Annotated in this window: 17 protein-coding genes; 10 read left to right on the top strand and 7 right to left on the bottom strand. The window is 59.7% G+C overall.

Annotated elements, in window-relative coordinates; translation table 11 throughout:
* Positions 1 to 50 precede the first annotated feature (50 nt).
* Entirely contained in the window at positions 51 to 944 is an 894-nt protein-coding gene (locus tag ACN1C3_RS06250) for a DMT family transporter (RefSeq protein WP_419114938.1), read from the top strand.
* On the opposite strand, the gene ACN1C3_RS06255 is transcribed toward ACN1C3_RS06250, so the two are convergent.
* The 4 genes from ACN1C3_RS06255 to recQ form a co-directional block, all read right to left on the bottom strand.
* The gene (locus ACN1C3_RS06255) at positions 938 to 1,225 is read right to left on the bottom strand and encodes a SelT/SelW/SelH family protein (protein WP_419114939.1); all 288 of its coding nucleotides are present in this window, start codon (positions 1,223 to 1,225) and stop codon (positions 938 to 940) included. The genes ACN1C3_RS06250 and ACN1C3_RS06255 overlap by 7 nt on opposite strands.
* Positions 1,226 to 1,357: 132 nt before the next feature.
* A complete protein-coding gene (locus ACN1C3_RS06260; protein ID WP_419115258.1) occupies positions 1,358 to 3,472 on the bottom strand; it encodes a FimV/HubP family polar landmark protein in 2,115 nt (704 codons plus the stop codon).
* A 112-nt stretch (positions 3,473 to 3,584) separates the two neighbouring features.
* Positions 3,585 to 4,019, bottom strand: a complete 435-nt coding sequence (locus tag ACN1C3_RS06265; RefSeq protein ID WP_419114940.1) for a MarR family transcriptional regulator — start codon at positions 4,017 to 4,019, stop codon at positions 3,585 to 3,587.
* A 113-nt stretch (positions 4,020 to 4,132) separates the two neighbouring features.
* Positions 4,133 to 6,259: a DNA helicase RecQ gene (gene recQ / locus ACN1C3_RS06270; protein ID WP_419114941.1), complete on the bottom strand. Its 2,127-nt coding sequence runs from the start codon at positions 6,257 to 6,259 to the stop codon at positions 4,133 to 4,135.
* A gap of 278 nt (positions 6,260 to 6,537) precedes the next feature.
* Here recQ and ACN1C3_RS06275 point away from each other — a divergent pair, with 278 nt between their 5' ends.
* The 6 genes from ACN1C3_RS06275 to ACN1C3_RS06300 all read left to right on the top strand — a co-directional run bounded on the left by ACN1C3_RS06275 (position 6,538) and on the right by ACN1C3_RS06300 (position 11,922).
* A complete protein-coding gene (locus ACN1C3_RS06275; RefSeq protein WP_419114942.1) occupies positions 6,538 to 7,125 on the top strand; it encodes a UPF0149 family protein in 588 nt (195 codons plus the stop codon).
* Between the two features lie 4 nt (positions 7,126 to 7,129).
* A complete protein-coding gene (locus ACN1C3_RS06280; protein WP_419114943.1) occupies positions 7,130 to 7,528 on the top strand; it encodes a YbaN family protein in 399 nt (132 codons plus the stop codon).
* A 255-nt stretch (positions 7,529 to 7,783) separates the two neighbouring features.
* Complete coding sequence (gene lapG / locus ACN1C3_RS06285) at positions 7,784 to 8,491, top strand: cysteine protease LapG (RefSeq protein ID WP_419114944.1); 708 nt, start codon at positions 7,784 to 7,786, stop codon at positions 8,489 to 8,491.
* A gap of 25 nt (positions 8,492 to 8,516) precedes the next feature.
* Positions 8,517 to 10,457 carry a cyclic di-GMP receptor LapD gene (gene lapD / locus ACN1C3_RS06290; RefSeq protein ID WP_419114945.1) on the top strand — a complete coding sequence of 647 codons (1,941 nt, stop codon included), beginning with the start codon at positions 8,517 to 8,519 and terminating at the stop codon, positions 10,455 to 10,457.
* A gap of 346 nt (positions 10,458 to 10,803) precedes the next feature.
* Positions 10,804 to 11,205, top strand: coding sequence for a DUF6124 family protein (locus ACN1C3_RS06295; protein WP_419114946.1), 402 nt, complete (start codon positions 10,804 to 10,806; stop codon positions 11,203 to 11,205).
* A 327-nt stretch (positions 11,206 to 11,532) separates the two neighbouring features.
* Positions 11,533 to 11,922, top strand: coding sequence for a DUF6124 family protein (locus tag ACN1C3_RS06300; protein ID WP_419114947.1), 390 nt, complete (start codon positions 11,533 to 11,535; stop codon positions 11,920 to 11,922).
* A 214-nt stretch (positions 11,923 to 12,136) separates the two neighbouring features.
* On the opposite strand, the gene ACN1C3_RS06305 is transcribed toward ACN1C3_RS06300, so the two are convergent.
* Entirely contained in the window at positions 12,137 to 17,131 is a 4,995-nt protein-coding gene (locus ACN1C3_RS06305; RefSeq protein WP_419114948.1) for a retention module-containing protein, read from the bottom strand.
* Positions 17,132 to 17,714: 583 nt separating this feature from the next.
* On the opposite strand from ACN1C3_RS06305, the gene ACN1C3_RS06310 reads away from it, so the two are divergent.
* Genes ACN1C3_RS06310 through ACN1C3_RS06320 form a run of 3 tightly spaced genes read left to right on the top strand, consistent with a single transcriptional unit; the run spans position 17,715 to position 22,628 of the window.
* On the top strand, positions 17,715 to 19,073 hold the full coding sequence (locus tag ACN1C3_RS06310; protein ID WP_419114949.1) for a TolC family outer membrane protein: 1,359 nt from the start codon (positions 17,715 to 17,717) through the stop codon (positions 19,071 to 19,073).
* Between the two features lie 18 nt (positions 19,074 to 19,091).
* On the top strand, positions 19,092 to 21,251 hold the full coding sequence (locus tag ACN1C3_RS06315) for a type I secretion system permease/ATPase (protein ID WP_419114950.1): 2,160 nt from the start codon (positions 19,092 to 19,094) through the stop codon (positions 21,249 to 21,251).
* Positions 21,252 to 21,260: 9 nt separating this feature from the next.
* Positions 21,261 to 22,628, top strand: coding sequence for an HlyD family type I secretion periplasmic adaptor subunit (locus ACN1C3_RS06320; protein WP_419114951.1), 1,368 nt, complete (start codon positions 21,261 to 21,263; stop codon positions 22,626 to 22,628).
* 156 nt (positions 22,629 to 22,784) lie between these two features.
* Here ACN1C3_RS06320 and ACN1C3_RS06325 read toward each other — a convergent pair whose 3' ends face one another.
* Entirely contained in the window at positions 22,785 to 23,387 is a 603-nt protein-coding gene (locus tag ACN1C3_RS06325; RefSeq protein WP_419114952.1) for a tRNA-uridine aminocarboxypropyltransferase, read from the bottom strand.
* Positions 23,388 to 23,400: 13 nt separating this feature from the next.
* Positions 23,401 to 24,294 carry a LysR family transcriptional regulator gene (locus ACN1C3_RS06330; protein WP_419114953.1) on the bottom strand — a complete coding sequence of 298 codons (894 nt, stop codon included), beginning with the start codon at positions 24,292 to 24,294 and terminating at the stop codon, positions 23,401 to 23,403.
* Positions 24,295 to 24,556: the final 262 nt, after the last annotated feature.

The raw sequence follows: 24,556 nt of genomic DNA on the forward strand, positions 1-24,556 counted from the left end.
CGCGGTTCAATAGGGTGTCCATCCCCACTATCGTGATGTTAAGGATTGCAATGACTCCGCGTACCGCCCTTGGCGCCCTGCATATCGGTGCACTGATGTTTGGCCTGACCGGCGTGTTCGGCAAACTCGCCGCCGCCTCGCCCGCCATTATCGTCTTCGGCCGTGCCGCATTCGCCGTCATTGCGCTGGCATTCTTCGCCCGTTTCGCCAGCAATACGCGCTGGCAGAAACTTGAGACCGTCGACTGGCGCCGTCTGCTGCTCAGCGGCCTGTTGCTGGCCGGGCACTGGGTAAGCTTTTTCATCGCGGTGAAAGTCGCCGGTGTGGCGGTTGCGACCTTGGGCTTTGCCAGCTTCCCGGCATTTACCGTGATCCTCGAAGGGCTGATCTTCCGCGAGCGAATTCGCGCCAATGAAATCCTGCTGGTGGTGCTGGTGAGTGTCGGCCTGGTGCTGGTCACCCCAGACTTCGACCTCGCCAGTGAAGCCACCAGTGGTTTGCTCTGGGCCATGGGTTCGGGGTTATTGTTCGCCCTGCTGTCGCTGACCAACCGCGCCAGCTCCGGGCGGATTCCGGCGGTGCAGGCCGCGTTGTGCCAAAACGTGGTGGTCGCGTTGTGTCTGCTGCCGGTGGCTGCGCCGGGGTTGACCGAGGTTCGGGCCATCGACTGGCTGTGGATCGGCTTGCTCGGGGTATTCTGCACCGGCGTCGCCCACAGCTTGTTTGTCGCCAGCCTCGCGGTGATCAAGGCACGCACCGCCGCGGTAGTGTTTGCCCTGGAACCGGTCTACGGCATCACTGTCGCCTGGCTGTTGTTCGGTGAAAACCCGACCCTGCGCATGCTCATCGGCGGCGCATTGATCATTGTCGCTATCGTGGTTTCCAGCAGCCTCTCAAGCAGCTCAAACAAAAAAACAGTCGCGGCTGAAGCAGCGTCTCACTGAGTTCGGTCGTTGTGACCGAGGTCGCGCTGCGGATCAATCTGATCGCGGACCCGCTGCTTGAGTACTTTGGCCTCGGGGAAACCGCCGTCGGCCTTGCGTTCCCAGATTTGCACACCATCGCAGGTGATGTGAAATATCCCGCCTGTTCCAGGCGCAAGGGAGACTTTGCCGAGATCGTCGCTAAAGGTACTGAGCAGCTCCTGAGCCAGCCAGGCGGCGCGCAATAACCACTGGCACTGCGTGCAATAGGTGATGACGATTTCCGGTTTACTTCCAGTCATGGCGCGGTGAACTCCTGAACTCGATGACGTCGCTATAATAGCCACCTTTATCGCTCGACCCTGTGGCGAGAGAGCTTGCTCCCTCGCCACAATTGATCGCCAGACAATAGATTTCCGTTAACTGGCCAAGTCTCAACGAATACTGGCCAACAAATGACGCGCAGTCTGTTGCAACGATTCATCGCCTTCTTCAAGCAACTCATTGAGCAAGCGACTGGCGCCCTCCAGGTCGCCCTCGTCGATACAGGTTTGGGCCTGCTCCAGCTTATGGGCGCAGGCTCGCTGACGCTCCAGCGTGTCGAAATCCACCGACAACGGTTCGACCTCCAGTTCCTGCGGGCCGCTGGCGAAACTATCGAGAAACGCTTCGCCCAACGCCTCTATCTCTGACGTCGAGGACAGATCGGATTCGGCCTCGCTGAAGTCGCTCAGAAACGGCTCGTCGGACATTTCGAATACTTCAGGCAATACTTTCAAATTCGACGTGAAGCCCGGATCGAAGCTGGGCGTTGTATGGATGAGTGACGTGTTGCTCAGCGGCGGCGTGGTGTCGAACGGACTGATCAAATCCCAGTCTGTGTCCATCGACAAATCTTCCAGGTTCAGCTGGAACTCATCCAGCACTGGACTGGCCGGGACCTCGGCTTCAGCCAAAGCCGACACTGCTGGTGGCGCTTGTACCGGCGCTGCCGACAGTTTCGTAAATCGCGCACGAGTGTCCTGCAGGGTTTGGGCGCTCACACCTGACTCAAGCAAGCGGCTCTCCTGCTCTGCATACCCGACCTCATCGCCCTGCTGCCCGAGAATCTCCAGCAACCGCATACCCAGATCGAGTCGTTCAGGCTGTTTGAGCAGGGCCTCGCGCAAAATCCCCACGGCTTCGCCAAGGCGGCCGTAGGCAACGTAGAGACTGACCCCCTCGAGGACATCGGATTCTTCAGCACGCTCCCGGCGCGGTGACGCGGTTTTCTGCGCTGGCGCAGCATCATCCATTTCAGCGGCGACCTGTTCCTGCGCACGAGGTGCCACTCGGCTAACCAGTGAGTCATGGACCACTGGCGGAACGGGTAATGCCTGGGGCGTCGCTTGAGCCTGATGCCGCTGACGGCGCACCCAGAATGCCAATATCAACAGCAATAACAGCAACACCAACCCCGCCACCACCAGCAGGTTCGGTCCGCCAGACTCTTCAATCTGCGGTGCAGCGAGCGGCGAATTTACCACCACAGGGGTGACAGGCGCGGCAGGACTGGCAGAGAGTCTTTTAACTTCGGCCAATTGGGTTTGCAGATCGATGATTGCTTTTTGGCCAGCGGCGATCTGTTCGTCCTGGGCTTGAAGTCTGGTTTGCTGATCATCGACGGTTGTTTGCAGATGCTGGTTCTCCAGCACGCTGGCGGCCAACTGCTCGGAAGTGGATACAGATTGCTCCTGAGGCGGTGCCACGGCAGGTGATTGAACGTAGCCTGCGGGTTCGGGTGACTTCGGCTGCACCGCCATATCAGGCAGCAACAGGCTCTGGCCGACAGCCAGACGCTCGCCACCGGGGTTGAGTGCGCGAATGCCTAGCATCAGTTCGTTGGTAGACGCTTTGCTGCCAGCGTCACGTAAACGCTTGACGATGATCCACAGGTTATCGCCGTTGACCACGGTGTAACGTTTGCCCTGCAACGCTGGCGGCGGCGGTTCGAGCGGAGACTCTTGCCGGGGGGCCGATGCAGATGACCGAGATGTCGCGGGCGATACTTGCCCGAACTCACTCGAGGGGACGATCCCCGGTGAGCCCGGTGGGTCGATCAGCACGGTGTACTCGCGCAACAAACGCCCATTGGGCTGATTCACTTGCACCAGGAAATTCAGGAAAGGTTCATTGACCGGCTTGTTCGAAACCACCCGAATCACGCTGCGATTGCCACGCAGGATCGGGGTGAAACGCAAGTCATTGAGAAAGAACACCCGCTCGACACCGGCACGACTGAACTCCTCAGCCGTCGCCAGGCTCACGGACACCTCACCTTCGGCCAGATCACCGGGTTCCACCAGTGTGATCTCGGCATCGAGCGGTTGATTCAATGCCGAATGCAGCGTGATATCACCCAGCCCCAACGCTGGGGCGAATGCCGAATAACACAAAGCCCCGCAGGCGACTAACAGCGAGTGAATTTTGCGCAGCCGGGGCTTTTTTTCAGAGGAGTTCAATCTGACGGAACTGCGCAACGCGAACTGCAAACTCTCGAGCATGAGCATCCCTTGGATAATCGAAAACAACCTGCGGGCGTTCATGCGTCCTGCACAAACCCTGCTATCTCTTATAGTCTGCCAAGCGCTGAATCTCAAAAGTCTGCAGGGTTGTAATGCCTCAAGATTTTTCCAGATTGGCCAGAATGTGCCCATGAACTCTCATGCAAACACGCAAATCTGCTTCGTCGACGCCGACGAAAAGTTCGTGGCGCAAGGCGGTGGCTATGGTTTCGATTTGTTCGATCAACGGTCGTGCCGGAGCGCAGAGGACGATCTTTTTCGCCCGACGGTCTTCAACAACAGCTTGGCGCTGCACCAGCCCTTGAGTCTCCAGACTGTCGAGCAAACGGGCCAGCGTTGGTCCTTCGACACCGACGCTTTGGGCCAGTTCACGTTGAGTCGGTGCTTCCTCAAAACGGGCAAGGTGCAGCAGCACCAGCCAGCGGGCCTGGGACAGGCCAAGCCCGGCCAGACGGCGATCCAGTTCAGCACGCCAGCCTCGAGACATCTGGGCCAGCTGCATGCCAAAACGGTGTTGATCGGTTAACGGCATAAAACACTCATGGTTAGACTGAAATAGAGAAATACTAATTATTAGTCAGCTAAGCATGACCCTTTGCTTGAGGCAAGGCTTGCTATGTACTGAATCGTTACATCCAGGGTCACTCAAATCTCGAATTCCGACTGCAAAGCAGCGCGCACGCAGTAGAGAACGCCCTCGGGAACCCGACCGGCGAACAGCTCGATGACCTCTGCGGCAGGCGGCAATTCGCCTTCCCCATCAAGGAATGCATCCTGGATTTCACCCAGCAAATCTTCTGGCAGATCCAGCGCCTGCTCCAGTGACAACTGCTGCTTGCCAATGGCCTCGGCGAGCAAGGTGTAAACGTTCTTTTCCGAGCATTGCAATTGACCGGCGATCTGCATCGGCGTCATGCCCGCGCGGGCCAGGGTGATCAGCTCGTGGCGAATATCGGCAACCACTTTCGGCGCCTCGACCTGGCCGCCCAGCACTTCGAGGAAAGCCTCGCCGTAACGCTCCAGTTTGCGCGCACCAACGCCGCTGACCCTGGCCATTTCCGACAAGGAGCTCGGCTGGCTGCGGAGCATTTCCAGCAAGGTCGAATCAGGAAAGATGACATACGGCGGCACGCCATGCTCTTCGGCCAGTTTGCGCCGCAGGGCGCGCAAGGCTTCCCACTGCTCGCGCTCTTCGCCACGCACCAGCTGACTGGCCTGGCTGGTACTGCTTTTCGCAGTGGTCTGCGGTTTGAGATCGCGGCGCAGTTCCAACGTGACTTCGCCCTTGAGCAACGGCCGGCAACTGTCGCTCAAACGCAGGCCACCGTAGCCTTCCAGATCAATGTCCGCCAGACCACGGGCCACCAGCTGTCGGAACAGTGAACGCCATTCGCCTTCGGTCCGCGCCTTGCCCACTCCAAACACCGAAAGATGTTGATGGCCAAAGCTGCGTACCTTGTCGTTGTCTTTGCCCAGCAACACATCCACCAGATGCCCGACGCCATAACGCTGGCCGGTACGGTAGATCGCCGACAGTGCCTGACGCGCAGGCTCGGTGGCGTCCCAGGTTTGTACCCCGTCGACGCAGTTGTCGCAGTGACCGCAAGGTTTGGGCATGTCTTCGTCGAAATACGCCAGCAGGGTCTGGCGCCGGCAGCGGGTCTCTTCACAGAGTGCCAGCATGGCGTCGAGCTTGTGCTGTTCCAGACGCTTGTGGCGCTCATCACCTTCGGAATTTTGCAGCATCTGCTTGAGCATCAGTACGTCTTGCAGGCCGTAGGCCATCCAGGCGTCTGCGGGCAAACCGTCACGGCCGGAGCGACCGGTTTCCTGGTAATAGGCTTCCAGAGACTTGGGCAAGTCGAGGTGCGCGACAAAGCGCACGTTGGGCTTGTCGATGCCCATACCGAAGGCAATGGTGGCAACCATGATCAGGCCTTCCTCATTGAGGAAGCGCTTCTGATTGAAGGCCCGCGTTTCGTTGGGCAACCCGGCGTGGTATGGCAGCGCGGGATAGCCTTGCTCACACAGGAAGGCGGCCACTTCATCGACTTTCTTGCGCGACAGGCAGTAGACAATGCCCGCATCGCTACGACGCTCGGACAGGAACGCCAGCAACTGCTTGCGCGGCTGCTCTTTGGGCACGATGCGGTAGAAAATGTTCGGACGGTCAAAACTCGAAAGGAATCGCTCGGCATCCTGCAAATGCAGGCGAGTGACGATTTCTTCGCGGGTTCGCTTGTCGGCGGTGGCAGTCAGGGCAATACGCGGCACATTGGGGAACAACTCCGCCAGTTGCCCCAGTTGCAGGTATTCCGGACGGAAGTCGTGGCCCCATTGAGAGACACAGTGCGCTTCGTCAATGGCGAACAGGGCGATTTCCAGGCTCTGCAAGAAAGCCAGCATCCGCGGCTGCACCAGTCGCTCGGGGGCCAGATAGAGCATTTTCACTTCGCCGCGCTTGATTCGCGCCGCCAGATCGCGCTGCTGCTCGGCGCTCAGGGTCGAATTCAAGGCGGCTGCGGCAACTCCCAGCTCTTCCAGGGTCGCGACCTGATCGTCCATCAACGCGATCAACGGTGATACCACCACCGCCAAACCATCACGCAGCAGCGCCGGGACCTGAAAACACAGCGACTTGCCGCCGCCGGTAGGCATCAGCACCAGGGCGTCGCCGCCGCTGGCCACACGCTCAATGATTGCACCCTGACGGCCACGAAAACTGTCGTAGCCGAAGATGTCCTTGAGAACGCGTTGAGCCTGCTCGAGCATGAAAAACTCCAAATATTGCCGAATATCCCTCTGCGCAGGCTGGATGAAAAAGTCACGGCTTTCACGGAAAAATCCGTAAGCGGACTTTTCCTGATCCGTCGCACCACCTGCAGGGCATTACAAAACGCGGCAGTATACCCGAGGGTTCCCCGGCGAAGTGTGCCGGTGACGAATAGCAGCCGACACCGCAAAAACCGTGCAAATCTGCCCTGCGGCTGGCCTGAGCGCCAAAGAAGGCCTAGAATTCAGCATCGAATATTCCCAAGGTAGCCCTTCTAATGTCCTTCGCTGAGCAACTAACCCGCCTGCAAGTCTTCCTCGACGCCGACGAGCTGCATGACGAGGCGCTGGACTATGTGGCCGCCCACGGCTATCTGACTGCGCTATCGATCTGTTCAGAGATCGTTCCCGACCGTGAGTGGATCGACGCCCTGTTCGCCGAGGAGCCGCATTACAGCGACGCCGCCGAGCGTGAAGCGATCGAAGCCACCCTGGTGCTGCTCAAGGCGCACATCGCCCGTCAACTGGCGTCCGATGAAGAGTTCGAGCTGCCGTGCGAGCTCGATCTCGGCGAAGATCCGGACGACTCCGACCTGCGCGGTTGGTGCATCGGCTTCATGGAAGGCGTGTTCCTGCGCGAAGCGGCCTGGTTCGAAACCGCCGAAGACGAAGTCAGCGAGATGCTCCTGCCGATCATGGTGGGTTCCGGTCTGTTCGATGAACAGCCTGAATTCTCCGACATCGCCAGCGACGCCAACCTGATGGACGACATGATCGTACAGATCCCTGAAGCGCTGACCGCGCTGTACCTGCTGTGCAATGCACCGGACGAAAAACCGGCCATTCTCAAGCCTCGTCACCACTGAGTCTGTGGCGACCGACCCTATAAGCAACCGCCCCCTGCTGCTGCGTTACGTTCTGCTGGCCATCGGCTGGCTGAGCGTCGCATTGGGGGTGATCGGGATTTTCCTGCCCGTGTTGCCCACCACACCTTTTCTGCTGCTGGCGGCCGCTTGTTTCGCCCGCAGTTCGCCGCGTTTCTATCAATGGCTGGTTGAGCATCCACGGCTCGGCCCATGGATTCGCGACTACCTCGACGGCAACGGCATCCCGCTCAAGGGCAAGGTCTACGCCCTCGGCCTGATGTGGCTGAGCATCGGGTTTTCCTGCTACCTGGTGCCCCTGCCCTGGGCCCGCGGCTTCATGCTGACCAGCGCGGTGCTGGTGACGGTTTACATTCTTCGGCAGAAGACCCTTTACAGGTCTTAATACCGGGCGCCCATTGTGGCGAGGGAGCTTGCTCCCGCTGGACCGCAAAGCGGTCCCAAAATCGGTCACTGCGTTTTTATCAGGTAGAACGCATCAGCTGATTTCACGACTGCTTCGCCCGAACGCGGACCGGCCGGCGGGAGCAAGCTCCCTCGCCACAGGTGTTTTCCACCATGCTCCCGTCAATAGACAATCAACCTGCCCTTTCAGAAAACACCGCCTAAACTTCAGTAATCTGCACTTAGGCAGCCAGACATGTCCCGTAGTCCGCGTAGTCCAGGATGGTCAACGCTCCGACTTCGGCTCGGCGGATGGTTGCTTGTGTCGGGTATTCTGCTGGCCAGCCTGGGCAGTGTCTGGGCGAATTGGGATTTTGCGCTGATCCTGCAAGTTGCCGAGCAACGCTACGGCCCTCTGGGCCCGGCCAAGGAACGGATCGAGGCCTGGAATCAGATGCTGCAACGCGAAGCAAAACAACCCGAGCGCGAGCAACTGCGCGCCGTCAATCGCTTCTTCAACCAGCAACTGAGCTTCCAGGACGACACGCGTATCTGGAATCAAATCGACTATTGGGCCACGCCCGTCGAATCACTGATCAAGGGTGCAGGCGACTGCGAAGACTATGCCCTCGCCAAGTACTTCAGCCTGCGCAACCTTGGTGTTCCCAGCGAAAAACTGCGCATCACTTATGTCAAGGCGTTGACCCAGAACCAAGCGCACATGGTGCTGACCTACTACACCAGCCCCGGTGCCGATCCATGGGTGCTGGACAATCTGATCGACGAGATCCGCCTGGCCTCACAACGTAAAGACCTGCTTCCGGTATACGCCTTCAACGCTGAAGGACTGTACTTGCCGGGCGCAAACGGTGGTAATCGTAGCAGCGACTCGAAAAAGCTCTCGCGCTGGCAGGACGTATTGAAAAAGATGCAGGCCGAAGGTTTTGTCGTGGGTGATGGGTAAAGCCGTCAACAACAAGGAGCGCTTCATGTCGCTACTCAAGCAGTTGTTTCTCGCCATCTGTCTGTTCCTGCTGGTGGCGTTCAGTGGCAGTTTTTTTGTCAGCCTGGAAACTTCGCGTGAGCAAATGCTCAGCCAGTTGCGCTCCCACGCTCAGGACGCAGCCACCGCACTGGGGTTGTCGTTGACCACGCAAGTCGACGATCCGGCGATGATTGAGCTGATGGTCAGTTCGATATTCGACAGCGGTTACTTCGCCAGCATCCGGGTGGTGAGCATCGCCGATGAGCAGGTTCTGGTGGAGCGCAGTACACCACCCCAGGCTGAGGGCATACCGGATTGGTTCGAGCGTCTGGTGAATTTACGCCCGCAAGGTGGCGACGCACTGATCATGCGTGGCTGGGAGCAGGTCGCGCGAGTCGAAGTGGTGAGTAACCCTCAGTTTGCCCTGGCGAAACTCTGGGACGGCACCCTTGGCAGCCTGGTCTGGTTGCTGCTGTGCGGGCTGCTCAGCGCAGTGTTTGGTGGCTGGCTGCTGCGCGGGCAATTGCGCCCGCTCAACAGCATGGTCAAACAGGCCGAAGCCATCAGCAAGCGCGAGTTCCTCAGCCTGCCAAAACTCCCCAACACGCCGGAGCTCAAGCGTGTAGTGCTGGCCATGAATCAAATGGTCGAAAAACTCAAAGGGCTGTTTGCCGAAGAAGCCGCCCGCAGCGAAAAACTGCGGGTCGAGTCCTATCAGGACAGTCTCACTGGACTTGCCAATCGGCGCCTGCTGGATGAACAACTCACCGACCTTTTATTGGTCACCGAACAAAGCAGCGAGGGCCATCTGCTGATGCTGCGAGTCAACGACCTGGCCGGCCTCAACCAACGCCTGGGTGGTCAGCGCACCGATGCCCTGATCAGCGCGATCGGCGAATTGCTCAAACGCTTGATCCAGCAAACCGATCGCCGTCACTGGTTGGCGGCGCGTAACCGTGGCGGCGAGTTCAGCCTGTTAGCACCCGGTCTGGACAGCAAAGACGCCGCACGGCTGGCCGCCGAGATCAGTGCGACCCTGGAAAACCTGCGCCTCACCGGTGCCAGCGACTGCATGCCGGTCGCACACTTGGGTATCGTCGCTTATCAACCGGGCGACCCCGTCAGCACCGTGCTGCTGCATCTCGATCAGGCGCTGACCCAGGCACGGCACCACCCGGAACGACCCTGGGCACATCTGGCGAACTTCAATGGCGCGCCCAGGCAGACTCAGCACGATTGGCGCAACTGGATCGATGACGCCCTCAACCACGGCAAGATGCAGCTGTACTTCCAACCGGTGGTGGAGTGCGCCGATACCAGCCAGGTGCTGCATCACAAGGTACTGGCCCGACTCCTCGACCCACAGGGCAAGGCGATTGCCGCCGGGCATTTCCTGCCATGGATCGAGCGTTTGGGCTGGTCGACGCGTTTCGACCTGACAATGCTCGAACACACCCTGGACTACCTCGCCGAACACCCTTGGCCACTGGCGTTAAGTCTTTCCGGCAGCACCCTGCGTGATGCGCCGCATCTGCAACAAATGCTGGCCATGCTAGAAGGCCTCCCCGATCTCGCACCACTGCTGATCCTTGAACTGGACGAGCGCCAACTGCCACCACCGGATGAACTGCTGCAACTGAGCCAAAGCATTCAGGCCACCGGTTACCGGATCGGCCTGCAACACTTTGGTGGCAACTTCAGCCAGATCGGCAATCTCACTAACCTCGGTCTGGCCTACCTGAAAATCGACGGCAGCTATATCCGTGCCATCGACCAACAGAGCGACAAACGCCTGTTCATCGAAGCCGTTCACCGCGCGACCAACAGCATCGACCTGCCGCTGATTGCCGAGATGGTCGAGACCCAAGGGGAGCTGGAAGTGATCAAGGAGTTGGGGTTGTTTGGGGTGATGGGAAGATTGATCGGGCCGCCGGAGCCGATGTAGGCAAAAGCGACTCGCTCCTACAAAATGCTCTGTCGGTCGATTTTTCGTGGGGACTTTTCTGACGGGTTTTCGGGGTTGCGTTGGGATCGGTGCGCGGATAACCTTCGCGGGTCGCTGCCAATTCAGCGACCGGGCGTCGCGGCCCGAGCAATCAAGGCGCACAGCGCCACCTCTCCAATCAGTTGGCGCTTTTTTATCGTCTACTGTTTTGTTATGGCGGCTGTGCGCGGGATACCTTCGGGTATGCCGGGTTCCTTGATTCCCGGTCCGCGAACCTGCGTACAGCTGCCACCCTCCATCGCGTCGCGGCGATCAGTGGCGGCTCCACTTATCAAGGAGCTCCACCATGATCAAAATCACCCCCGATCCCCCTGAAACCGAAAGCACCTCCCCGTACGATTCCCTCGATCCTGGCAAACTCCACGAAGCCGCCGAACGCGCCCTCGATTTCCACCTGCCACCATCCAAAACCAAACCAAAACCCACCCTGCAATCAGCCCATATCTTCACCGTGATCGATGGTATCGACACCGAACGCTTGCTGGCCAATCTCAGCGAAACCCTGGCCTCGGCCAATGCCATGGCCAGTGACCTGGCCTTCGAGCTGGAAGGCTCCCGTCGGCACTTTGCGTTGGGCATTGCGCAGATGATCGAGTTGGGCGAATTGCTGGCCAACCGGGTGCTGGATAACGTCGACCCGCGGAGCGTCCATGGAGGCGTTCCTTTGCTGCGCGTGGGAACGATCTAAAATGCTCTGTCGGTCGATTTTTCGTGGGGACTTTTCTGACGGGTTTTCGGGGTTGCGTTGGGATCGGTGCACGGATAACCTTCGCGGGTCGCTGCAAAATCAGCGACCGGGTTTGGTCACCCGTTTAATGTCAGGCGCACGAGCGCCAACCTCAGCATGTCAGGCGCTTTTTTGTGCTTGTTATAATGCTTTGCGGTGGGCTGTGCGCGGGGCACTTTCGAGTGCGCCGGGTGCCTGACTTCCCGGTTGACCAACCTGCGTACCGCCCACCACCTATCGTTTGGTCACGATGGTGGTGAGCTCCACTAATGTCAGGAGATTCACTCAATGATCAAAGTCACCCCCGATCCCCCTGAAACCGAAAGCATCTCCCCCTACGACTCCCTCGATCCCGGCAAACTCAACGAAGCCGCCGAACACACCCTCGATTTCCACCTGCCACCACCATCCGAAACCAAACCAAAACCCACCCCGCAATCGGCCCATATCTTCACCGTGATCGACGGTATCGACACCGAACGCTTGCTGACCAATCTCAGCGAAACCCTGGCCTCGGCCAATGTCATGGCCAGCGACCTGGCCTTCGAGCTGGAAGGCTCCCGTCGGCACTTTGCGTTGGGCATTGCGCAGATGATCGAGTTGGGCGAGTTGTTGGCGAATCGGGTGCTGGATGATCTCGATCCGCGGGAACCGGTGGAGTATCGGGTCAAGTCTTAGGGGTTCGTCAGACTGACAGCGTCATCGTTCATCGCGAGCAAGCCCGCTCCCACACTGGATCTCCTACATACACAAATCTTGTGAACGACAGAGGTCAAATGTGGGAGCGGGCTTGCTCGCGATGAGGGCCTCACGGCCACCACTGACTTCCCGATTTCATACAAAACAAAAAACCCCACCCTCTCGCGAAGGTGGCGGGTTTTGTTGTTTCAGGTCAGACGGTATCCACCTTCAACGAATGGTCGTGGAGCATGCCGTTGATGATGGTGGCGGTGTCCGCGCCGCCGGCGATCACGCCGCCGGCTCCCGGTGTCACGCCATAATGGGTGGCGAGGTTGACCCCGGCCAGGTCGATGGTCTGAGTCGGAGTCGCACCGGCTATCGAGCTGACGTCGATGCTGGTCACCAGTGAGGCGCCGCTGCCGGTGACCTTGAAGTGCAGGTAATCGTCGAGCGAGGCTGAAGTGGTGTTTTCGCCTTGTAGCAGTTGCGACAGGTCGAGCTTGTCGGTGCCCGGCGTGAAGTCGGTGACCACGTCGTGCCCGCTGTTGCCTTGCAGCCACTGGAAGGTGTCGCTGCCCGGGCCGCCGGTCAGGGTGTTGTTGCCCATTCCGCCGATCAGGATGTCGTCACCGCCACCGCCGTTGAGTACGTCGTTGCCCAAACCACCGTTGATGATATTGGCGTTGTTGTCTCCGGTCAGGGTGTCGTTGTAGTTGGAGCCGATCAGATTTTCGATTGAGGTCAGTGTGTCGGTGCCAGCGCCGATGGTGTTTTGCGCGCCGAGCACGTTGAGGTCGACCGTCACGCCAGCCGTGGCATGGGCGTAGCTGGCGGTGTCATTACCGGTGCCACCGTCGAGCAAGTCGTTGCCTGGCCCGCTGAACAGCAGGTCGTTGCCCGCGCCGCCGTGCAGGGTGTTGTTGCCGGAGCCTGCGGTGAGCACATCATTGCCGTCGCCACCGTTGAGGATGTTGTCACCGGAGCCTGCCACCAGCACATCATCGCCCGAGGTTCCGGTGAGGGTATGCCCTTCCTGGTAGGTGATGCTGACCGCCGCGCTGTCGCTGCCGCCGTGGCTGTCACTGGCGGTGTAGGTGCCGTGGTAGTCCGGGGTGATGTCGTGGGCCCCGGCGTAGTTGACGGTCATGGTCAGTTGGTAGTTTTCCGCCGCATTGGTGTGGCTGCCGCTGGTGTTGGTGATGTTGGTAACGTGGATCTGATAGGTCCCGTCCGCCGCCGCGGTGATGGTGCCGCCGTCGGGAATCGCTACGAAGGCGCCACCGTTGAGCGAGTACTCCAGGGTGATGTGACCGGCCGCCAGGTTATGGTCCAGGTTGAGGGTTTCGCCTTGTTTGAGGTTAACGGTAATGCGGTCCTCATCGTTGGCGCTGGAATTGCTGACATTGCCCAGATAGCCGCTGACCACCACCATGGCGGTCATGGCCACTGCGTTGGCGTTGAACGATGCACGGTCGACGCTAATTGCCTGGTTGGCAGCGTTGTTGCCGTGCCCGTCGAAACAGATGGTTTGGATGCTGCCCGCAGTGAAGTCGCTCCCTTTGGCCACCCATCCGGTGTTGAACGTGGTTGGGGAGGCCGTCAGAGGATCGCCATTGGCATCGCTGTCATTGGCCAGCAGCACATCCCCGGGGATCGAGACGTTGTTCGACATCACGTTGGTGATGATGTGGTCATCGACCGCCACCGGCGGCGCGTTCGGGTTGACCTTGATCACCAGGCTGGAACTGGCCAGATCACCGTCGTTGTCGCTGACGGTGTAGCCAACGTTCTCGGTGATCACCACGCCAGTAACTTTCTGTGAGGTGTAGGTGAAGTCTCCGGTGTCGAGGTTGATCACCAGCGTGCCACCATTGTTGGTGGCGATGCTGATGCTGTTGTCGACGGTGTTGAAGGTGCCATGGTTCGCCCCGCCACTAGCGGTCAACGCCCCCTGGTTGCTGAGGCCCTTGGGATCATAGGTGTAGGTCGTGCCGTCGACCACGATCGATTTGATGAAACCACCGTCGGCGCCGAACGAACCGCCGTCTCCCAGTAAGCTACCGGTGACTGGCATGCCGACTACGGTGCCTGACAAAACCGAGTTGAGCTGGTTGAGATCGGTTACCACCACAGCGTTGGTGTCGGTATGAGTGCTGCCGTCGTAGGCCAGCGGGTTCAGGTTGGCGCTGCTCACTCCGGAACCCAGGCCGATGGCGTAGTTCTTGATGCCATTGGCGTCGAGGAAGGCTTTCCAGGCCAGCTCGTCTGCCGCGCCGGTTTCTTGTCCGGAGGTCGGAATACCGTCGGAGAAAAAGTAGCCGACGTTTTGTGCACCGGTGAGCTGGCCGCTGGTGGCGAACGCCAGCTTCGCCGCCGCCACGGCAGCGTCGTAGTTGGTGTCGCCATAGGCGACCAGAGACGCCACGATAGTTTTGGCAGTGGCGATGTCGACCCAGACAGGGGTCTTGTCGGCAGCGTGGGTGCTGAAGGTGACGATCTGCACTTTGACGTCGCCCAGTTCATCGTACTTGTCGAGCAAGGCACTGATCGCCTGCTTGGCCAGGTCAAGGCGGGACAAACCCGGTACGCCGGAAGGGTCAACCATACTGCCGGACACATCGATCACCAGCAGCAGGTTCGAGTCGACTCCTACCGCCGTCACCGAGCGTTCGCTGGCGACCGCTTTGGGCACGTCATCGACGATGCTGACCACAAGGGTACTGGTGGTGGTGTTGCCCTGCGCATCGGTGGCCTTGTAGGTGAAGCTTTCGCTCAGGGTATTGGCCCCGTCGTTGGCATTCGGCGAGGTTTTCGGCGCCGAGGTCAGGGTGTAGGTGTACGTGCCGTCGGGGTTGAGCAGGATCTGCCCGTAAGTCCCGGTGGCGCTGCCGACCAGGCTGAAGGTGATGCCACCACTGCCGCCGGAGACCGAACCAACCAACGTACCGGACGCAGTTTCGCCGGTTGAAGTCGGGTCGCTGCCGGTCACTGTGCCGGCTGCCAGGTCCTGGCCATCCTTGCTCAGATCGAGGGCTTTTTCGTAGACCGTGACGTCCTGATCGGTGACGGCCTTGAGGTTGCAATCGGCGACGTTGATCGAGATGGTCGTGGTGCTTTCATCGCCATCGGAATCACGAATGGTGTAGGTGAACACATCCGTAGCCCCAGGAGGGCTCACCGAATTCGGGTTGCTGTGATAGACCGCATGGCCGGCGGCGTCCAGAGTCAGGTAGCCGTAGGTGCCGTTGATGTTCGAGTTGAGGCCGCCGACGGCCGAGCTCGAGGTATCGCTCCCCGCCCGAACACCGATCACTGCCCCGCCGACCGCCGCACCATCGGCGCCGGTGATGTCGTTACTCAAGACGTTGCCTGTGACCGTGCCGCCTTCAGCGACCGTGGCGCTATCGGCATTCGCGGTCGGAAGATCATCGACGATATTGACGTCAATCACCCCCGAAGCCGTGCTGCCATCGCCATCGGTGGCGACCACGGTGAAGTGCTCGGCAATGCTGTTGGCACCCAGCCCGGTTGGGTGGGTTTCGTTGCCGTTCAGGGTGTAGCTATAACTGATCACGCCGGTGGTGGCGTTGTAGCCGGTGATGGTCAGCGTGCTGCCCAATGCAGTGGGTATCGATTGCGGGAAGCCCGCGGCCACCCCGCCGGCGACCACGTAGACGCCACCGACGCTGAGGGTTTGCAGGCCATCCAGCGCAGTCACGGTGAAAGTACCGTTCTGGGTCAGTGCCGGCGCATTCGGGCTGCTGCCATCGCTGAGGTTTTTTTCGTAAACGGTGAGTTCGCCGCCCTCGACATTGAGCCCCCCGAGGGTCACCGGGTCGCCATTATTGTGGACCTTCAGCACCAGATTCGCGGTACTGGTATCGCCGTCTGAGTCGGTCAGCGTGTAGGTGAACGTGTCGGTCCCGTTACCGCCGCCATGCAACGCCAAAAACGCCGGATCCGTGGTGTGGACGGTATAGGTGTAAGTGCCGTCTGCCGCCAACACCAGGGTGCCGTAGGTCCCATTGAAAGTGCCTCCGGTAATAGGTCCGGTGGCCACACGGTCAGCGCCTTGCACGTCGTTGGTCAGCACACTGCCCGTCAGGATCAGTTGGCTTTCCGAGGCGGTGCCAGTGTTGCTGTCATCGACAGCCTTGGGCACGTCGTCAGTGATGTTGATGTCAAGCGAACCGGTTGTTGAATCGCCGTTGCTGTCGCCGGCAACGACGGTGAAATGCTCGCTCAGACTGTTTGCGCCATCGCCGGCGGGATGGGTCTCGTTAGTCACCAGGGTGTAGGTATAACTGACCGCGCCGGTAGCCGCGTTGTAGCCGGTGATCGTCAGGGTATTGCCGAGCTGGGTGGTGATCGACTGCGGGAAGCCTGCGGCCACACCGCCGCTGATCACGTTGATCCCGCCGATGCTCAGACTGAGCAGACCGTCGGGAGCGGAAACGCTGAAGCTGCCACTTTGGGTCAACGCCGACGGATTGCTCGCCGAGCCTTGGGGCAGATTGGCTTCATTGAGGGTCAGTTCACCGCCTTGCACAGACAGGCCGGTCAAGGTCACCGGATTGTTGGGCGGCACGATAACCACTGGGTTCTGGTCGCCGTTGTCCGGGGCCACTACAACCACAGGAGGCTGGCCGCCGTTGTCCGGGGCCGCTGCAACCGCTGGGTTCTGGTCGCCGTTGTCCGGGGCCGCTGCGATACGTTCCAGAGGAAGCTCGGGAATGCCGTTGAAACCGGCCGTAGGAAAACCAATGACCGGGTCAACCCGCCCCGCCACTTCTTCCAGCAACACAAAGGAGTGACCGCCGCCCAAGGCCCCCGTTGCACCTGTACCGTCAGGTCCGGCCGCAGTGGCCTCCCCGGTCTGGGTCGGGTCGGCGCCGGCCGCAATGGCTTTCTGCAGCTGTTCGACATCGCTCAGTTGCGCTTCGCTGGGCGTCACCGCCTCATGAGCATCCACATGGGGCGCCTGGTGCGCTAGCAGTTGCGAGGTCACTTGCAGACTGCTGTCACGCCCCAGGGTCAATTCCTGTCCGTTTTGCAAATGAACAGCGACTGCGCCTTCGGCACCGGTGACCAGTTGATCCCCGGCAAACAAGCGGTCCCCTTCGACCAGGGCGCGTCGGGTTCCATCACCCGCAACAGCGAAAACCTGACCAACGATCTTACTGACGATACCGATGAGCGTTGCCATGTGCACTCCTCCGCTGCCGACAGCTATCGGCACTTGGTTGTACGGAGAAAGTGTTTATGGCGTTACCGGGTTGCTTGGCGAAACATCTGCCTGGCAGCTCGTTTACTCAACGTAAACTGCGCTCCGTCGCGATCTTCTCGCCCCACATGACTGACCTTCGCCGGCCCGCTGTTTCTGCCGGGGAAAACCGAATGAAATCAACTTCATCCCCCCGACAGCTTTCCTGCGAAAGCTGCGTCGCGATTTTCTGCTGAAAGCGCCAAAAAAATGCCGCCCAAAAAACCGTGCCGCTCCATCCCCTCCACCACTTCCCCGCCCTATGTTGCAAAATTGGTTGAACTTTCCTTCAGCCCGCTAAAGCTCCCTAGAGCTTAATAAACTTGAGGCCTCTGGTTTGAACAATGTGCTGGATTTTGAGGAGCACATAAGTTTTTTTCGGCATAAGCCTTATGAGAAATCCTTCTTGGTTTCTCTCCAAGATGTTCTTAGCTCTGATGTTACAAACCTGAAACGGTTTGACCTAATAAAGTTCGTCATTTTTTTGGCGAATGATAAGCACCATCAGGATCAGGGAGAAGTACCTATGGGCGTTTTGAAACCTCTTTGCAGCGCAATTTTATTGGCCATAGCCTGTTCACATCAGGCCCAGGCCATGTCACTGACCGAAGCGATTCAGAGCACGCTGGATAACCACCCGGAACTGCATGCCAGCGAGAACAATCGCCTGTCCGCCGATGAGGACGTGAAAGTCGCTAGAGGGGGCTACTTTCCTACCGTCGATTTGAATGCCGCATACGGACGCGGCTACAGCGACAACACCAACACCCGTGCCTTGGGTAAACACAACACTGAAACCCTGACCTACACCCAGTCGGAACTGCGTTTGCGGCAAATGCTGTTCGACGGTTTCAACACCGCCAATGAAGTCGGGCGGACCAAGTCAGTGGTCAACTCCCGGGCTTATTTCACCCGCGGCACCGCCGAGAGCCTGGCCTTGCGCACCATCGAGGTGTATCTCGAAGTCCTCAAGCGCCGTGAGCTGGTAACCCTGGCCAAGAACAACCTGCAGGCGCACTTGCGGGTCAACGATCAGATCGGCCTGCGCACCCAGCGCGGCGTAGGCAGCAATGCCGACCGTGATCAATCAAGCGCGCGCCGGGCACTGGCGGAAAACAACTTCGATACCGCAGAAGTCGACCTGGCCGATGCCGAGGCAAACTTCTTCAGTGCGGTCGGGCGCATGCCCGATGAGCTGGAAACCCTCCCTTCGATCAGAGGCGAAGTACCCGGCAGCCTGCCGGATGCGCGGCAAAGCATGCTGGAGAACAACCCGTACCTGAAATCCGCCCAAGCTGACGTGCACGCCGCAGAGAGTCAGTACGAGGTCGCCAAATCGCCGTTCTATCCACGCTTCGATGCGGAAGCTGCAGTCGGCGCCAACGAAAATGTTCAAGGCGACATCGGCCACGACAACGAATGGCGGGTCGGCGTGGTGATGAACTACAACCTGTTCAGGGGCGGCAGTGACAAGGCTCGCCTGCAATCGGACGCACACAAAATCAACCAGGCCATGGACATCCGCAACAACGCCCTGCGCATGCTCAACGAGAACATCACGCTGGCCTGGAACGCGATGGTCAACGCGAAGAAACAAACCCCGACCGCCCGTGAATACGCCGAAACCACAACCCGCGTGCGCGCGGCCTATCAAGACCAGTTCGGCCTTGGCCAGCGTACCTTGCTCGATCTGCTAGACAGCGAAAACGAGCTGTACAACGCTAACCGCCGCTACACCGAAGTGCGCTACGTCGAAGAGTTCTCCATGTACCGGGTTCTGGCCAACATGGGTGAGCTGTTGAACAAAGAAAAAGTGGTGGTACCTGCTGAAGCGATCGCACAAACAGAAGTCAGAAGCGAAGCCCGTTTGCCAGAAATGAAGTAGGTAAAAGGAGAGATCAATTTGACCAGCATGGAATCCGGTGGCCCAGGTGTCGATCCGCGCCTGAGCTTTGATGACCCGCTGTTGGACGGATTATTGATCCTCTGCAAACTGCACGACTGCACCGTCAGCCGCGCCAGCCTGAGCGCCGGGTTACCACTGGCCCAACAGCGTCTGAGCCTGGACTTGCTACCGCGTGCCGCAGCCCGGGCCAGCTTGCAAGCGCGTTTACTGCGCCGAGAACTAGGGGCCATCTCGGCACTCAACCTGCCGGTGTTGCTGATCCTCAAACATGGCCGCTGCGCGGTCTTGCGGCGTTGGGGTGATGACGGCGGGGCATTGATTCTGCCGAGCGAAGCCGAAGGCGGTGAACAATGGGTCAGCCGTGAAGAGCTGGCCGAAGACTACAGTGGTCAGGCGCTGTTCGCCCGGCCACGGCATGAACTCGAAGACTTGCGCGCGCCACTGGTGCCGAGGGTCGAAGCCTGGTTCCGCGACACGCTGAAGTTGTCGCGCTGGCTGTACAGCGATGCGATTCTGGCAAGTTTTCTGATCAACCTCTTGGGGTTGATGGTGCCGTTGTTCGTCATGCAGACCTACGACCGCGTGGTGCCGAACCAGGCGACCTCGACGCTCTGGGTGCTGTCCATCGGGCTGCTGATCGGCACCGGTTTCGAACTGGTGCTGCGAGTAGTCCGTGCTCACCTGCTGGATCAGGCCGGGAAAAAAACCGACATCATTCTTTCCGCCACCTTGTTCGAACGCATCACCGGCATGTCGATGAAGGCGAAGCCTGCGACCATCGGCGGTTTTGCCCAAAGCATTCATGACTTTCAGGGGCTGCGGGAATTCCTCACCGCCGTGACCCTGACCAGCCTGATCGACCTGCCGTTCGCCGTGCTGATGCTGCTGGTGATCGGCCTGCTCGGCGGCTGGCTGGTGGTGATCCCGTTGCTGGCCTTCCCCATCACGATTCTCTTCGCCATGCTGATTCAGGTGCGTCTGCGCGACACCGTACAGAAAAGCCTCAGCCTGGGCGCCGAACGTCAGGCGCTACTGATCGAAACCCTCGGCGGCCTGGAAACCCTCAAGGCTTGCAGCGCCGAAAGCGAACGCCAGCACAAATGGGAAAGCACTCATGGCGCGCTGACCCGGCTGGACAGCCATGCGCGCAACCTGTCGGCTTTGGCCACCAACGGCACGCTGTTCATTCAGCAGTTCTCCGGCATGGCGACCATCGTCGCCGGGGTCTACAGCATCATCGCCGGCAACCTCAGCGTCGGCGCTTTGGTCGCGACCTACATGCTCGGCAGTCGGGTACTGGCTCCGCTCGGGCAAATCGCCGGGCTGATCACCCGCTATCAACAAGCCCAACTGACCATGCGCAGCACCGATGCGCTGATGTCATTGCCTCAGGAGCGCGACGCCAAACAGCGGCCGCTGGAGCGCACCCAGCTGCAAGGCGCGCTGGATGTCAGCCAGGTAACCTTTCGCTACAACGGGCAAAACGCCCCGGCCCTGGCCAACATCAGTTTCAGCATGAAACCCGGCGAACGGATCGGCATCATCGGTCGCAGCGGCTCGGGCAAAAGCACCCTGGCGCGGTTGGTCATGGGTTTTTATGCACCTGAAGAAGGTCAACTGTTGCTCGATGGTTTGGACTTGCGGCAATTGGATGTCGCTGATCTGCGCCAGCAGATCGGTTATGTCGCGCACGATCTGCCGCTGCTGGCCGGCAGCCTGCGCGACAACCTGACCCTCGGCGCGCGCTACATCAGCGACTCGCGGATGCTTGAAGTGGCCGAACTGACCGGTGTCACCGAACTCGCCCGCCAACACCCGCAAGGCTTTGACCGCCCTGTCGGTGAGCGCGGCCAGTTGCTGTCCGGTGGTCAGCGTCAGGCCGTGCTGTTGGCCCGGGCGCTGTTGCTCGACCCGCCGATCATGTTGCTCGACGAACCCACCAGTGCCATGGACAACAGCAGTGAAGATGTTCTGCGCCAACGACTGCACGATTGGGTTCAGGGCAAGACTTTGCTGCTGGTCACCCACCGCACTTCAATGCTCAGCCTGGTGGATCGGCTGGTGGTGCTGGACAACGGCCGGATCGTCGCCGACGGTCCAAAAGAAGCAGTCATCGATGCACTGCGCAAGGGCCGTGTCGGCTCTGCGGCCGTTTAGGAGTCGCCTATGTCTGGTTCATCTCCTGCTTCATCAAGACCACGCGGCTATTTCAGCAGCTTCAGCAAAAGTGCGGAAAGCGAATTCATGCCCGACGTCGCCGGGGCGTCGCTGCAGGATTCACCGCGCTGGTCGCGAATGACGGTGTGGATCGCTGCAGCGTTGATTATCAGCGCAGTGGTCTGGGCCAAGTTCGCCGTGCTGCAAGAAGTCACCATGGGCGAAGGCAAGGCTATACCGTCGAGCAAAGTTCAGGTGATCCAGAACCTTGAGGGCGGCATCGTCACCGAGATCTTCGTGCGCGAAGGGCAAATGGTGAACAAGGGCGATACCCTGCTGCGCCTCGATGACACACGGTTTCTGTCCAACAAGGGCGAGAGCGAAGCGGATCGCTTTGCCTTGATCGCGCAGGTCGAACGGTTGTCCGCCGAGGCCGAGGGGCGACCTTTCAAACTCTCCGAAGAGGTCATCGCCAAAGCCCCGCAAGTGGCTGAAGACGAGCGTTCGCTGTTCGAACAACGGCAACGTCGGCTGGCCAGCGAGCAACGCACACTGACGGAGCAACTTCGGCAAAAAACCCAGGAACTGGCTGAGTTTCGCTCCAAACAGGGCCAATTCAGTTCCAGCCTGGGCTTGCTGCAACAGGAAATGAACATGTCGGCGCCGCTGGTGGGGACTGGTGCGGTTTCGCCGGTGGAAATCCTTCGTCTCAAACGCAGTGCGGTGGAGATTCGCGGCTCCTTGAACGCCACCACCCTGGCCATTCCACGGGCCGAATCGGCGATCAATGAGATCAAGAGCAAGCTCGATGAATCGGTGCAGAGCTTCCGCTCGGACGCCGCCAAGGAGCTCAACGAGAAACGCACCGACCTGTCGAAAATCACCGCGTCGAGCATCGCCATCGATGACCGGGTGACCCGCACCACGGTGATTTCACCGGTGCACGGGGTGATCAAGCAATTGAAGGTCAACACCATCGGCGGTGTGGTCCAGCCGGGCAGTGACATGGTGGAAATCGTGCCGCTTGAAGACAACCTGCTGATCGAAGCCAAGGTCCGGCCGCAGGATGTGGCCTTTCTGCATCCCGGGCAGAAAGCCATGGTCAAGTTCAGCGCCTATGACTACACCATCTACGGCGGCTTAAGTGCCAAACTCGAACTGATCGGTGCCGACACCATCACCGACGACAAGGGCAACAGCTTCTATCTGATCCAGGTGCGCACCGACAAAAACCATTTGGGCGGCGACGTCAAACCGCTGTTGATCATCCCCGGCATGGTCGCCACCGTCGACATCATCACCGGCGAGAAAAGCGTGCTGGATTACTTGCTTAAACCGGTGCTCAAAGCCCGGACCGAAGCGATGCGGGAGAGGTAGCATCGGGCTGGAAACTGTAGCGATAGTTCAATTGCCATCGCGAGCAAGCCTGCTCCCACACTGAATCTGCGTCAGCCCACGATGGTGGGATCAGCATAGATCTAATGTGGGAGCGGGCTTGCTCGCGATAGGGACGACTCGATCCTACCTGCAAGGTTACTCCCCCACCCCACCATGATTTCTCCGAAAGGTCTCCTCCCCCATCGCCGCAATCTGTCCTTCGATCAACGCTTCAAACGGTCGCAACAGCGGCTCGAACGAAGTCGGTGCTTCAAGGGTTTGCAGTGCCTGGACGATCGCCTCCACCGTCGACAACGCCCCTGGCCCCGGAGCCTTGCGCAAGCGATAACGCGACACCGCACCCTCGGCCAATGTCACTCTCGGCAACGCCGCCAGCAATGGATTGAGGTGCAACAACTTGCGTGCTTTGCGCCAGGTACCGTCCGGCACCACCAAGAGCAACGGTTGATCCGACGGGGTGTAGGCCTGCAACGGTTGCGCGTCTTGCGCAGGGAACAGCAGTCGCGCTTGATAGCCCGGCAGGTTCAACAACGCGGGCAGATCCTCGAACACCTCCCCCACGATCAATTCGGCATTGTTCAAGCCCAACGCCGCCAACCGCGCGGTGTTCAGCGCATGGTTCACTTCGCTGGGATGCTGCAACAGTAACACCCGGGTGCGGCTATCAAGCTGCGGGATCAATGGGCACAAGCAATGGGTTTCAGGGCGCAGGCAACGGGCGCATTGGCTTCTGGACATGAGGTTCTCCCGGTCAGACCTGGTTTAGCTGCGCTTTGAGCAAGTCGCGGAAGGTCTGGATCAGCGGTTCACGGCTGCGACCGCGGCGCACGATCATCGAGAACGGTGCCTGATAACCAAAAGTCGCCGGTAGCAATACGCGCAAATCACCCTTGTCGGCCCACGCCTGGGCGTAATGCTCCGGCAGGTAACCGATGTAGGCGCCGGACAGCACCAGAATCAGTTGCGCCTCCATACTCTCCACCGTCGCCGCACTGTGCTTGAAGCCGTGGCGAGCCAGTTCGGCCTGACTCCAGTAACCGCGACCGACCATGCGTTGCTGGGTGATGACTTGTTCGGGGATGCGCCGCTCGGTGAACAATGGGTGACGGTTACTGCAATACAGCCAGTGTTGTTCACGATAGAGCGGCATATAGACCAGCCCGCTCATGCGCGTGGAGAACGCACCGATGGCCAGGTCCAGACGGTTATCCTGAACGCCGAGCTGCAGCTCATAGGGGCTCATAACAGACAGGTGCAAGTGCACCGCCGGGTGTTCCTGGCTGTAGGCGCCGATCGCTTCGGCGAACGGCAGGGCCTTGTCGCTGACAGTCGAGTCGATCACCCCGAGGTTGAGGGTGCCGCGCAATTCGCCCTTGAGGGCGGCGGCGTATTGCTCGAAACCTTCCAGTTCGCCGAGCAGCCGCAGGGTTTCCTGATGGAACAACTCACCTTTGCTGGTCAGGCTGAAGCCGCCCCGGCCGCGATGGCAGAGCACCAGACCCAACGCGGCCTCGAGCTGACTCATGTAAGTGCTGATAGCCGACGTCGACAGGTTGAGCTCCTGCTGAGCATTGGCAAACCCCTGATGCCGCACCACGCTGACGAAAATGCGCAATAGTTTCAGGTCGGGTAAAGCGTTGGCCATGGGGGGCTCCGGCTGGAAATGTGTTGTCTGTCATAACCTCCCCTCACCCCAGCCCTCCCGAAACGTCGGACCGCCCCAGAGGGGAGAGGGAGCTGACCGAAGTGGATTCTGCAGATACTGCGACCTGAAATATCGAGTCGAACTCAGATTTTGAAAACGACAAAGATCGGCTCCCTTTCCCCTCTCCCCTGTGGGGAGAGGGTTGGGGTGAGGGGTCGATCTTGTAGCCCCACAAATCCTCAATGCTGCAAAGTCTATCTCC

Source organism: Pseudomonas sp. H11T01 (genome assembly GCF_048515765.1).
Classification (GTDB): Bacteria; Pseudomonadota; Gammaproteobacteria; order Pseudomonadales; family Pseudomonadaceae; genus Aquipseudomonas.